This is a genomic window from Thauera sp. WH-2 (assembly GCF_048321015.1).
In the GTDB taxonomy this organism is placed as follows: Bacteria; Pseudomonadota; Gammaproteobacteria; order Burkholderiales; family Rhodocyclaceae; genus Thauera.
Genome location: NZ_JBLWFG010000003.1, coordinates 342,460 through 354,265, shown reverse-complemented (window position 1 = coordinate 354,265; position 11,806 = coordinate 342,460). Strand labels below are relative to the sequence as shown.

Genomic DNA, 11,806 nt, shown 5'->3' with positions numbered 1-11,806 from the left:
GGCATCCGACCGGGAGCGAGGGTTGCCGGCTGCAGTTGGCCGATCTGAGTCCTACGGCGTCTTCTGGTGCGAGGATCCTGCAGGGTGCGTCGCGGGTTCCGGCCCTCGGGTGAGATGCAAAAAGGGCGGGGAACCCTTCGGATTCACCCGCCCCTTGCTGGCCGTCTGCCATTTTTTGCCTAGCAATTTGCCAGTTTATGCCCTTCGCTACAACTATCAGACATCGATGTTCTGCGCGTACAGCGCATTGCCCTCGATGAATGCCCTTCTTGGCTCCACGTTGTCGCCCATCAGTGTGGTGAAGATCTCGTCGGCTGCGATGGCGTCGTCGATCTGCACGCGCAGCAGGCGGCGCACGGCGGGGTCCATGGTGGTTTCCCACAGTTGCTCGGGGTTCATTTCGCCGAGGCCCTTGTAGCGCTGCTTGCTGAGGCCGCGTTCGACCTCACTCAGCAGCCAGCTGATCGCGTCGGAGAAGCGTGTGACCGCCTGGCGCTTCTCGCCGCGGCGGATCTCGGCGCCCGGCCCGATGAGGCCGCTGATGGCTTCTGCAGCGTTGCGGATGCTGCGGTAATCGCCGGACACGAGGAAGTCGTGCTCGACCCAGCCGAACTTGCGGTTGCCGTGGTGCAGGCGCTCGATGGTGAGGCGCCAGCCTTCGGATTCTTCGTGGTATTCGGCGTAGATCTGCAGGCCTTCGGGCAGGTGGGGCTGGATGCGCTCGGCGGAGGCGCGGGCGGCGGCCTCGTCCTCGAGGCTGACCTCGAGGTCGTGGGCGAGCATCACCTGCAGCACTTCGGGGTCGATGTAGCTGGCCAGGCGGCGGATGACGGCCTCGGCGAGCAGGTAGCTGCGGGCGAGGCCGCCGAGCGCTTCATCGGTGATCGGCGCTGCACCTTCGCGCGGGGTCAGGCTGGCGCCGTCGAGCGCGAGCTTGAGCAGATGGCCGTTGAGCTCGTGGTCGTCCTTGATGTAGATCTCGGTCTTGCCGTGCTTGATCTTGTACAGCGGCGGCTGGGCGATGTAGATGTGCCCGCGCTCGACCAGCTCGGGCATTTGCCGATAGAAAAAGGTGAGCAACAGGGTGCGGATGTGCGCGCCGTCGACGTCTGCGTCGGTCATCAGGATGATGCGGTGGTAGCGCAGCTTCTCGGGCTTGTAGTCGTCCTTGCCGATGCTGGTGCCGAGTGCGGTGATCAGCGTGGCGATCTCCTGGCTCTGCAGCAGCTTGTCGAAGCGTGCCTTCTCGACGTTGAGGATCTTGCCCTTGAGCGGCAGGATCGCCTGGAACTTGCGGTCGCGGCCCTGCTTGGCGGAGCCGCCTGCGGAGTCACCCTCGACGAGGTAGAGCTCGCACAGTGCGGGGTCCTTTTCCTGGCAGTCGGCGAGCTTGCCGGGCAGGCCGACGCCGTCGAGCACGCCCTTGCGGCGGGTCATCTCGCGCGCCTTGCGCGCGGCGTCGCGGGCACGGGCGGCTTCGACGATCTTGTTGCAGATGGTCTTGGCGTCGATCGGGTTCTCGAGCAGGAAGTCGCCGAGCTTGTTGGCGACGACTTCTTCCACCGCCGGACGCGCTTCCGAGGACACCAGCTTCATCTTGGTCTGGCTGGCGAACTTGGGGTCGGGCATCTTGACCGACAGCACGCAGGCGAGACCCTCGCGCATGTCGTCACCGGTGATGTCGACCTTGGCCTTCTTGGCGATCTCGTTTTCTTCGATGTACTTGTTGATGACCCGCGTCATCGCCGCGCGCAGGCCGGTAAGGTGGGTGCCGCCGTCGGCCTGCGGGATGTTGTTGGTGTAGCACAGCACCTGCTCCTGGTAGCTGTCGTTCCACTGCATGGCGACCTCGACCGAGAGCTCGGCGTCGTGGCCCTGGCCGGTGGGGATACGCGTGGTGCCGGTGGCGTAGAAGACGTTGGGGTGCAGTACCGTCTTGGCACGGTTGATGTACTCGACGAAGCCCTTCACGCCGCCGGCGAAGGCAAAGTCCTCTTCCTTGCCGGTGCGCTGGTCGACCAGACGGATCTTGACGCCGTTGTTGAGGAAGGAGAGTTCGCGCAGGCGCTTGGCGAGGATGTCGTAGTGGTACTCGACGGTGCCGAAGATCTCCTCGTCGGCGAGGTAGTGCACCTTGGTGCCGCGTTTGGTGGTTTCGCCGATGACGCGCGGCGGGCTCACCTCGACGCCGTCGACGCGCTCGATGACGCGGTTCTGCGGCTTGCCACGCTCGAACTCGAGCAGGTGACGCTTGCCGTCGCGGGCGACGGTGACGTGCATCCACTTGGACAGCGCATTGACGCAGGACACGCCCACGCCGTGCAGGCCGCCGGACACCTTGTAGCTGTTCTGATTGAACTTGCCGCCGGCGTGCAGGACACACATGACGATCTCGGCGGCGCTGCGCTTGGGTTCGTGCTTGTCGTCCATCTTGACGCCGACCGGGATGCCGCGGCCGTTGTCGGTGACCGAGATGGAGTTGTCGGCGTGGATGGTGATGACGATGTCGTCGCAGTGACCGGCCAGAGCCTCGTCGATGGAGTTGTCCACGACCTCGAACACCATGTGGTGCAGGCCGGTGCCGTCGGACGTGTCGCCGATGTACATGCCGGGGCGCTTGCGCACGGCTTCCAGCCCTTCGAGCTGCTGGATGCTGGATTCGTCGTAGTCGTTGCCCCCTTGCGGGGCCGGCGTGTTTTGCGGTTCGGACATGGTCATCTCGGTGATTCGTAAAGAACGGGGTGCTGCGGTGAAGCCTTCGCCTGCTGCTCGATCAGATGCGCATCGGCATCACGACATACTTGAACTTGTCGTTGTCCGGCAGGCTGATCAGGGCGCTGGAGTTGCCGTCGTTGAAGCGCCACTCGACCGTCTCGGAGGAGAGATTGTTGAGCACGTCGAGCAGATAGGTGACGTTGAAGCCGATGTCGAGCTTGTCGCCGTGGTAGTCGATTTCGAGCTCATCCTGCGCCTCTTCCTGCTCGGCATTGCTGGATACGATGCGCAGCAGGCCGTCCTCCAGCACCATGCGCACGCCCCGGAACTTGTCGTTGGTGAGGATGGCAGCGCGCTGCAGGGCAGCGAGCAGGGGCTGGCGCTCGAAAGTGATCAGATTGGGATGGGCTTGCGGGATCACGCGCTCGTAGTCGGGAAACTTGCCGTCGATGAGCTTGGTGACGAGCTCGATGGCGCCGAAGCGGAACACGGCCTGGTTGCCGGCGAGCATGATCTCGAGCGGGTCGTCGCTGTCGGCAAGCTGGCGGGCGAGCTCGAGCACGGTCTTGCGCGGCAGGATGGCCTCGCTGCGCTGCGAGTTGAGCGGCGCGTCGAGGTCGGAGGCGGCGTAGGCGAGGCGGTGGCCGTCGGTGGCGACCATGCGCAGTTCGCCGCCGTCGGCGATGATCAGCAGACCGTTGAGGTAATAGCGGATGTCCTGTTGCGCCATCGCGTAGGACACCTGTGCGAGCTGGCGCTTGAAGGCGCGCTGGCTGATCGACAGGCGCGCATTGGCGTCGGCGGGCGGGTTCAGGCTCGGATAGTCGGCGGCGGGCAGGGTTTGCAGCTGGAAGCGGCTGCGGCCGGCCTTGACCGTGAGGCGCTTGTCGTCGAGCGTGAGGCTGACTTCGTTGGCGTCGGGCAGGGCGCGCAGGATGTCCTGCAGCTTGCGCGCGCCGACGGTGATCGCGACGTCCTCGCCGCCGATGTGGCCGCCGGTGGTGGTGCGAATCTGGATCTCGATGTCGGTGGCCAGCATGGTGAGCTGGTCGCCGTGCTTTTCGATCAGCACGTTGGACAGGATCGGCAGCGTGTGGCGTTTCTCGACGATGCCGGCGACCGACTGCAGCGGGGCCAGGAGCGCATCGCGGGTGGTGGTGAGCAGGAGCATGGCGTCAGATCGGGTCGATGGGTTGGTCGGAGGGATTCAGTCGGTTCAGCCGCGCAGGACCTGGGTGAGCACGTGCACGTCGTGGTTCAGTTGCGCGTCGCCGAGGCGTAGCTCGGTGATGGTGCGGCATGCGTGCAGCACGGTGGTGTGGTCGCGTCCGCCGAAGGCTTCGCCGATGGCCGGCAGCGACATCGGCGTGAGTTCCTTGGCCAGCCACATCGCCACCTGGCGCGGGCGCGCTATGACGCGCGTCCGCTTCTTGGAGTGCATGTCGGCAACCTTGATCTTGTAGTAGTCGGCGACCGTCTTCTGGATGTGCTCGATCGACAGCTGGCGGTTGTGCGCGTGCAGCAGGTCCTTGAGCGCCTCCTTGGCGACCTCCAGGCCGATCTGGCGGCCGTGAAAGCGCGCGTAGGCGACCACCTTGTTGAGCGCGCCCTCGAGCTCGCGCACGTTCGAACGCAGGTTCTTGGCGATCAGGAAGGCGACGTCGTCGTCGACCAGCACGCGCAGGGCCTCGGCCTTCTTCTTGAGGATGGCGACGCGCATTTCGAGCTCGGGCGGCTCGATCTGCACGGTGAGGCCCCAGTCGAAGCGCGAGATGAGGCGGTCTTCGAGGCCCTGGATGTCCTTGGGGTAGGTGTCGCAGGTGATGACGATCTGCTTGCGCGCCTCGGTGAGGGCGTTGAAGGCGTGGAAGAACTCTTCCTGCGTGCGGTTCTTGTTATTGAAGAACTGTATGTCGTCGATGATCAGCATGTCGAGCGAGCGGTAGTAGCGCTTGAACGCGTCGAAGCTCTTCTGTTGATAGGCCCGCACGACGTCGGCGTAGTAGTCCTCGACATGCACGTAGCGGATGACCGCGCGCGGGTTGTGGCGGAACACCGCGTTGCCGATCGCGTGCACCAGGTGGGTCTTGCCGAGGCCGACGCCGCCGTAGACGAACAGCGGGTTGTAGGATGTGCCCGGGTTCTGCGCCACCTGCATGGCGGCGGCGCGAGCGAGGTCGTTGGCGCGGCCGGTGACCAGGGTGTCGAAGGTGAAGTCGGGGTTGAGGCGGGTCTTCTCGTAGGCGAGCTCGAGGCCGGTGGCGGATTCCGGGTCGCGGCCGGCAGCAGAAGGCGCAGACCGGCGGCTGCGGACCGGCGCTGCCACGAGCACATCCTGAGCGGGGGCGCCGTCGCCGTCCGCAGCCGGGTCATCTGCGGTGCTGGCGGTTTCGGTTACAAGTGCAGCGCTGGGCGCCGCTGCCCGAGGAGCGGAGGCAGGCGCCTCGGCTGGGGCACGTGAGGTGTTGCGCGCTCCCCCCCCTGCGCCGGCGGGCGGTAGCTGAAGTTCGATCGCAAGCGGGGTGCCGGCAAACTCCTCGCCGAGGGCTTCGATGCGGCGCAGGTAGCGCTCGCGCACCCATTGCAGCACGAATCTGTTGGGCGCCAGCAGTGTCCATGCCCCATCTGCGCCTGCTTCGGCCCGCAGGGTCTTGATCCAGGTGTTGAACTGCTGCTGCGGCAGCTCCTGTTCAAGGCGCGACAGGCAGAAGGACCAGAAATCTTGACTCACGGTGTCGGGACGATCGGGCAAGGGCGAACGGATCTCGTCGGGTTTCACGATGCACAGCCCCGTGACGCGCGGTGGGCACGCATCGGACTGCGCTGCGGCCTTGCGGGGCCGCGCATTGGGGTAAGGTGCCTGCTGAACACCCGGAGCCGGTTCTCGGCATGCGCTACGCACCGTGGGTGCGCCTTCGGGCGGCGAGCACTCGAGCCTCGCATTCTAACCCCGCGAGCATGACTTATCCACAGGCTTGGCCAAAAATTCTTATTGACAAACATGGGATTATCCATTTAACTCTCGCGTTTGACCTAACACTGGCAGTCCGATCATGAAACGCACTTATCAGCCCTCCGTTGTCCGCCGCAAGCGCACCCATGGCTTCCTGGTCCGCATGAAGACCCGTGGCGGCCGTGCGGTCATCCGCGCACGTCGTGCCAAGGGCCGTCATCGCCTCGCCGTCTGAGGTGACGCTGCCCACGGGCGCTGACCAGGGGTTCCGCAGCGCTCACAGATTGCACAAAACGGATGAGTATTCATCCGTTTTTGCTTTTCGGCGGGCCTTGCGCGGGCGGTTCTACATCGTGCATTACCGGCCGAACGACCGCGACACTGCACGGCTGGGTGTCGTGGTAGCGAAGAAGCTTGCGAAACGTGCAAACTTGCGCAACCTGGTCAAGCGCATCGCGCGCGAGATCTTCCGGCGTCATCGCGAGTCCCTGCCCTGCATGGATCTCGTCGTGCGCTTGCATGCACCGGTCGCCAAGGCGACGCGCGCAGAACTGAACCTCGACCTGCTTGCTTTGTTGCAAAGGCTTCCCCGCTCATGAAATCCGTATTGATCGCGCTGGTCCGTTTCTACCGCTACGCGATCAGTCCCATGCTTGGGCGCAATTGCCGTTTTCATCCGACCTGTTCGGAATACGCGATCGAAGCGATCCAGCGCCACGGTGCGCTGCGTGGCAGCTGGATGGCTGCCAAGCGGGTGGGGCGCTGTCATCCCTTCAATCCGGGCGGGTATGATCCCGTTCCCTGACCTGAGACAGAACGACTCCGATGGATCAACGCCGCCTCATCCTATTCCTGGTTTTTTCCTTTGCGCTGGTCATGCTGTGGGACGGCTGGCTGAAGCACAACCAGCCCCCGGCGCCCGTGGCGCAGCAGACCCCCGCAGGTAGTGCCTCAGCGCAGGACGGCGCCGTGCCCACGCCGACGATCGGCGCGGCCACCGGTCAGGCCGCCGTTCCGGGCGAGCAGGGAACCGCAGTGGCTGCGGCCGCGCGGGCGGTGGTCGAGACCGACTTGCTGCGTGCCGAGGTGTCCTCGCAGGGCGGGGATGTCGTTCGCCTGGAGCTCAAGCAGCACAAGGCCAGCGGCGCCGCCGAGGGGAATTTCGTGCTGCTGGACGACGGTTCGATCCATCAGTACGTCGCCCAGTCGGGTCTGATCGGCGATGGGCTGCCGACGCACAAAACCCTGTTCGAGCTTTCCGCGCGCGAGCTACGACTCAAGGATGGCGATGATGCGCTTGTGCTGCGCCTGCAGGCGCCCGAGCAGGACGGGGTAGCCGTGACGAAGGTGATGCGTTTCACGCGCGGCAGCTACCTGATCGACGTGTCGTACGAGATCCGCAATGGGTCCGCACACGCGATTGCTCCGCATGCCTACTTCCAGATCACCCGCGATGGCAACCCGGCTGAGCAGATCGAGGCTTTCGGCGTCAACACTTTCACGGGACCGGCCTTCTTCACTGAGGCGGCCAAGTTCCAGAAGGTCAGCTTTGACGACATCACCGACAGCAGCGCCAAGTTTGCAAAGACGGCAAACGATGGCTGGGTGGCCATGGTGCAGCACTACTTCGTGAGCGCCTGGCTGCCAGAGCAGGGCGTGCAGCGCGAGTTCTTCGCGCGTGCGCTGGGCAACAACCTGTTCTCGGCAGGCGTGATCCTTCCCGTGGCCGAGGTCGAAGCGGGGGCTGTCGCTACCGTCGGCACCCGCCTGTACGCCGGCCCGCAGGAGCAGGACAAGCTTGAAGCGATCGCTCCAGGGCTGGATCTGGTCGTCGACTACGGATGGCTGACCGTGATCGCCGCACCGCTGTTCTGGGTGCTGTCGTGGTTCCATAGCCTCACCGGCAACTGGGGCTGGGCGATCATCCTGGTGACGGTGGCGATCAAGGCTGTGTTCTTCCCGCTCTCGGCCGCGAGCTACAAGTCGATGGCCAAGATGCGCGTGCTGGGCCCGCGCCTGCAGCGCATGAAGGAGATGTACGGCAGCGACAAGGCCAAGATGCAGCAGGAGATGATGAATCTCTACCGCACCGAGAAGATCAACCCGCTCGGCGGCTGCCTGCCCATCCTGGTGCAGATTCCGGTGTTCATTGCCCTGTACTGGGTGCTGCTCGGCAGCGTCGAGATGCGTCATGCACCGTGGCTCGGCTGGATCCAGGATCTTTCGGCGAAGGATCCCTACTTCATCCTGCCGATCATCATGGGCGCCTCGATGCTGATCCAGATGAAGCTCAATCCGACTCCGCCGGATCCGATCCAGGCCAAGGTGATGATGGGCATGCCGATCATCTTCACCTTCATGTTCCTGTGGTTCCCGTCCGGCTTGGTGCTGTACTGGGTGGTGAACAACATCCTGTCGATCGCCCAGCAGTGGCAGATCACGCGGATGATCGAAAGTGCAAAGTCGGCCGGCAAGCCCGCCTGACACGATCGCCGCGATTGCGACGGCACCGGGTCGGGGCGGCGTCGGTGTTGTTCGCGTTTCGGGAAGCGGTCTCAAGGGTCTCGCGCTTGCGCTGACCGGGCGCGATCCGAAGGCGCGTACCGCACACTTCACCCGCTTCCTGGATGAGCAGGGGCGGGTGATCGACGAAGGGCTCCTCCTTTTCTTCGCTGCGCCGGCGTCCTTCACGGGCGAGGATGTGCTCGAGCTGCAGGGCCATGGCGGTCCGGTGGTCATGCAGATGCTGCTTGATCGCTGCCTGCAGTTGGGCGCTCGCCTCGCCGAGCCGGGTGAGTTCACCCGGCGCGCCTTCCTCAACGGCAAGCTCGACCTCGCCCAGGCTGAAGGTGTCGCCGATTTGATCGAGGCCTCGACGGCGGCGGCGGCGCGTTCGGCGGTGCGGTCGCTGTCCGGGCGATTCTCCGAAGAGGTGCATCGCATCGTCGATGGCCTGATCGACTTGCGCATGCTGGTCGAGGCTACGCTGGATTTTCCGGAAGAAGAGATCGATTTTCTTGAACGCGCGCAGGCGATGCCGCGCCTTGCCGCACTCCAGCGGGAACTGGAGGCTCTGCTCGACCGAGCGCGCCAGGGGGCGCTGCTGCGCAGCGGGCTCAACGTGGTGCTGGTCGGAGAGCCCAATGTCGGCAAGTCTAGCCTGCTGAATCAGCTTGCAGGTGAAGAGCGCGCAATCGTGACTGAGATCGCCGGGACCACGCGGGACGCCCTGCGCGAAACCATCCAGATCGAAGGCATTCCGCTGCACATCATTGACACCGCGGGCTTGCGAGAGACCGGCGATACGGTTGAGCGCATGGGGATCGCGCGTACCTGGCGAGAGATTGAGCGCGCCGACGTGATCCTGCGGCTGGTTGACGCGGGGGCACCTCGTTGTGCCGGAAGCGTGATTGACGAGCGGTTGCCGTCGGGCGTAGCGCGGGTGACGGTGGTGAACAAAATTGATTTGCTGGGTGAACCCGCTGCACGGCTGCAAACGGAAGGTGCCGTCGTGCTGCGCGTTTCTGCGCACAGCGGCGAGGGTATCGATCTGCTGCGCGCAGAGTTGCTTCGCATCGCGGGCTGGCATTCGCATGGTGAGGACGTGATTCTGGCGCGCGAGAGGCATCTCCATGCCTTGCGGGAGGCGCTGGTGCATATGGGCAAGGCAGCAAGTTTGCTGGGTGCGCTCGAGTTTTTTGCGGAGGAGTTGCGTCTGGCGCAGGAACGATTGAGCGAGATCACCGGGGAGTTCTCACCGGACGATTTGCTCGGTGTCATTTTCTCCCGATTCTGTATCGGCAAGTGAGCCGTTCGACCAGTGGTGCGCGATAGCGCAGTCACTGTGTGAGCGAGCTAGTGCACGCGCTCGCCGCCGTCGGATTGCTCCCCTGTTTCACGTGAAACATCAGTCATGGATCTGGATTTTGTTTTTCTCGCCCTCGGACTGGCAGCGCTATTCGCCGGCTTCGTTGACTCGATTGTTGGCGGCGGTGGACTGATTCAGTTGCCAGCGCTGTTCAGTGCCTACCCAACGACCGCGCCGGCGACACTGTTCGGTACGAACAAGGTCGCGAGCATCGTGGGCACGAGTACGGCAGCCTATCAGTACAGTCGGCGCGTGCGGATCCCCTGGCGAGTCGCAGGACCGGGTGCAGTCGCGGCGCTGGTGGGGGCCTGGTATGGGGCGAAAGCGGTGGCCTATCTGGATCCCGCGATCCTCCGCCCCCTGATCCTGGTGCTGCTCGTACTCGTCGCGGTTTACACCTTTCTGCGCAAGGATCTGGGCTCGGTATCGAGGGAGACTGAGCATGGTGCGCGCTCGGTGGTGTTAGCGCTCACGATCGGCGGGGGAATCGGGTTCTATGATGGGTTCTTCGGTCCAGGGACGGGGAGCTTCCTGATCTTCCTGTTCATCCGTGTGCTCGGAATGGATTTCCTCCGTGCCTCAGTCTCGGCAAAGATTCTCAATGTGGCGACGAACCTGGCCGCCATCAGCTTTTTTGCTGGAAACGTTGAGTTGATGTGGAAGTTGGGGCTGACGATGGCACTGTGCAACCTGATCGGCTCAGTACTGGGCTCCCGAATGGCCCTGAAGCATGGAACCGGATTCGTGCGCAGGATGTTCCTGGCCGTGGTTTCGGTGCTGATCGCAAAGCTCGCCTACGATACGTTCCTGCGCTGAGATGCTGTCACGTGGTTGTAGGCGTGGTGTCGGGCACGGTCTGGGGGTTCCGTTGTTTCACGTGGAACACGTCACAATATCTTTGCGGAAATATTGCATTAGTCGCTCGTGATAGAATGCACCGCTTCATTCATCTTCTAATATTGCCGGGGAAATGAACGGACTCCATCTGATTGCCGACATCTATCGTTGCCGGGCTGCGAGCGAGCTTCTTGTAAACCGTGGCCGACTCGAGACGCTTTGTGTCGAAGAGTGCAGGGAGGCGGGGTTGACCCCGCTGGGGGCTTATTTCTATCAGTTCCTGGATGAACAGGGCGGCGATGCCGGGGTCACCGGCACGGTGGTCCTCGCGGAGTCGCATCTCGCTATTCACACTTGGCCTGAGACCGGCGATGTGACGCTCGATGTCTACGTGTGCAATTTTTCCCGCGACAACAGCGAGCGGGCTCGGCAGGTGTTTCAGCGCGTCATCGATGCCCTTGCTCCGGACGAGATCGTCCAACACGAGGTCATCCGCGGTCGCGCCCCAGTGGAGGCTTGAGCATGAGCGCGAGCCCGTTCTGCCTCCCCGAGGGAATGATTGCCGAGTTTCTGAGCGAGGATGCCGGTTATTTCCTGCAGGGCGGTCGGTTACTCGAGCGCGGGCATTCTGCGTGGCAGGCCTATGAGGTATGGGAGACGCCGCGCTTCGGGCGGCTGTTCCGCCTCGACGGCTGCCTGATGACTTCGGAGCGTGACGAGTTCCACTATCACGAGAACATCGTTCATGTGCCCGGCATTGCGCATCCGGCTCCGCGTCGTGCTCTGATCATCGGTGGGGGGGATGGTGGTTCGGCAGAAGAGTTGCTCAAGTACCCCTCGATGGAAAAGGTGCTGCTCGCCGAGTTGGATGAGAAGGTAATCGACATCTCGCGGCGTCACCTGCAGGCCGTACACCGTGGTGCACTGGACGATCCACGTGTCGAGATTCGTATCGGGGACGGCATGAAGTACGTCCATGAGGACGGCCTCGAAGCCGGCGACCGTTACGACCTCATCGTGCTCGACCTGACCGATCCGGTCGGGCCAGCCGAGGCGCTGTATCAGGCCGACTTCTTTGCGGCGTGCCGGGCTCTGCTGGCCAAGGGCGGGGCGCTGACCCTGCATATCGGCACGCCGGTGTATCAACCCGAGCGCGTGCAGGCGCTCGTGCGCCGGCTGCGCAGCGTATTTGCCTACGTACGCCCGTATTTCCTGTACATTCCGCTCTATGGTTCGCTGTGGGGACTGGCGACGGCCTCCGATCACGTCGATCCGACAGCACTGACATCGGCTGACGTGGATCATCGGCTGTGCGAACGGGGCATTGAAGGCCTGCAGTACCTGAACGGCGACGTATACTGCGCGCAGTTCGCACTCCCCAATCATCTGCGCGCCCTGCTCGGCTAAGCCGCTGCGGGGCGCCTGCGGCGGCC

11 protein-coding genes are annotated in these 11,806 nt (G+C 63.9%); 8 read left to right on the top strand and 3 right to left on the bottom strand.

Annotated elements, in window-relative coordinates:
• Positions 1-216: 216 nt before the first annotated feature.
• The 3 genes from gyrB to dnaA all read right to left on the bottom strand — a co-directional run bounded on the left by gyrB (position 217) and on the right by dnaA (position 5,446).
• Positions 217-2,712, bottom strand: coding sequence for a DNA topoisomerase (ATP-hydrolyzing) subunit B (gene gyrB, locus ACNKW1_RS08195; RefSeq protein WP_418364086.1), 2,496 nt, complete (start codon positions 2,710-2,712; stop codon positions 217-219).
• Between the two features lie 61 nt (positions 2,713-2,773).
• Complete coding sequence (dnaN, locus tag ACNKW1_RS08190; RefSeq protein WP_418364085.1) at positions 2,774-3,886, bottom strand: DNA polymerase III subunit beta; 1,113 nt, start codon at positions 3,884-3,886, stop codon at positions 2,774-2,776.
• 45 nt (positions 3,887-3,931) lie between these two features.
• Positions 3,932-5,446, bottom strand: a complete 1,515-nt coding sequence (dnaA, locus tag ACNKW1_RS08185; protein WP_418364096.1) for a chromosomal replication initiator protein DnaA — start codon at positions 5,444-5,446, stop codon at positions 3,932-3,934.
• Between the two features lie 322 nt (positions 5,447-5,768).
• Between dnaA and rpmH the strand changes: the two genes are divergently transcribed.
• The 8 genes from rpmH (at position 5,769) to speE (ending at position 11,780) form a co-directional block, all read left to right on the top strand.
• A complete protein-coding gene (gene rpmH, locus ACNKW1_RS08180) occupies positions 5,769-5,903 on the top strand; it encodes a 50S ribosomal protein L34 (protein ID WP_002926183.1) in 135 nt (44 codons plus the stop codon).
• 1 nt (position 5,904) lies between these two features.
• The gene (gene rnpA / locus ACNKW1_RS08175; RefSeq protein ID WP_418364084.1) at positions 5,905-6,267 is read left to right on the top strand and encodes a ribonuclease P protein component; all 363 of its coding nucleotides are present in this window, start codon (positions 5,905-5,907) and stop codon (positions 6,265-6,267) included.
• Entirely contained in the window at positions 6,264-6,473 is a 210-nt protein-coding gene (yidD, locus tag ACNKW1_RS08170) for a membrane protein insertion efficiency factor YidD (RefSeq protein WP_418364083.1), read from the top strand. The genes rnpA and yidD overlap by 4 nt, the downstream gene beginning before the upstream one ends.
• A gap of 20 nt (positions 6,474-6,493) precedes the next feature.
• Complete coding sequence (gene yidC, locus ACNKW1_RS08165; protein ID WP_418364082.1) at positions 6,494-8,152, top strand: membrane protein insertase YidC; 1,659 nt, start codon at positions 6,494-6,496, stop codon at positions 8,150-8,152.
• Positions 8,124-9,476, top strand: coding sequence for a tRNA uridine-5-carboxymethylaminomethyl(34) synthesis GTPase MnmE (mnmE, locus tag ACNKW1_RS08160; RefSeq protein WP_418364081.1), 1,353 nt, complete (start codon positions 8,124-8,126; stop codon positions 9,474-9,476). The genes yidC and mnmE overlap by 29 nt, the downstream gene beginning before the upstream one ends.
• Before the next feature lie 105 nt (positions 9,477-9,581).
• Positions 9,582-10,352 (top strand): sulfite exporter TauE/SafE family protein, encoded by a 771-nt coding sequence (locus ACNKW1_RS08155; RefSeq protein ID WP_418364080.1) that lies wholly within the window; start codon positions 9,582-9,584, stop codon positions 10,350-10,352.
• A gap of 154 nt (positions 10,353-10,506) precedes the next feature.
• Positions 10,507-10,893 carry an adenosylmethionine decarboxylase gene (gene speD, locus ACNKW1_RS08150; protein ID WP_418364079.1) on the top strand — a complete coding sequence of 129 codons (387 nt, stop codon included), beginning with the start codon at positions 10,507-10,509 and terminating at the stop codon, positions 10,891-10,893.
• A gap of 2 nt (positions 10,894-10,895) precedes the next feature.
• Positions 10,896-11,780 (top strand): polyamine aminopropyltransferase, encoded by an 885-nt coding sequence (speE, locus tag ACNKW1_RS08145; protein ID WP_418364078.1) that lies wholly within the window; start codon positions 10,896-10,898, stop codon positions 11,778-11,780.
• Positions 11,781-11,806 lie beyond the last annotated feature (26 nt).

Bases quoted from the DNA above. Each gene is read 5' to 3' on its own strand.
- gyrB (WP_418364086.1), bottom strand. From the start codon at position 2,712: ATGTCCGAACCGCAAAACACGCCGGCCCCGCAAGGGGGCAACGACTAC.
- dnaN (WP_418364085.1), bottom strand. From the start codon at position 3,886: ATGCTCCTGCTCACCACCACCCGCGATGCGCTCCTGGCCCCGCTGCAG.
- rpmH (WP_002926183.1), top strand. From the start codon at position 5,769: ATGAAACGCACTTATCAGCCCTCCGTTGTCCGCCGCAAGCGCACCCAT.
- yidD (WP_418364083.1), top strand. From the start codon at position 6,264: ATGAAATCCGTATTGATCGCGCTGGTCCGTTTCTACCGCTACGCGATC.
- yidC (WP_418364082.1), top strand. From the start codon at position 6,494: ATGGATCAACGCCGCCTCATCCTATTCCTGGTTTTTTCCTTTGCGCTG.
- ACNKW1_RS08155 (WP_418364080.1), top strand. From the start codon at position 9,582: ATGGATCTGGATTTTGTTTTTCTCGCCCTCGGACTGGCAGCGCTATTC.
- speD (WP_418364079.1), top strand. From the start codon at position 10,507: ATGAACGGACTCCATCTGATTGCCGACATCTATCGTTGCCGGGCTGCG.
- speE (WP_418364078.1), top strand. From the start codon at position 10,896: ATGAGCGCGAGCCCGTTCTGCCTCCCCGAGGGAATGATTGCCGAGTTT.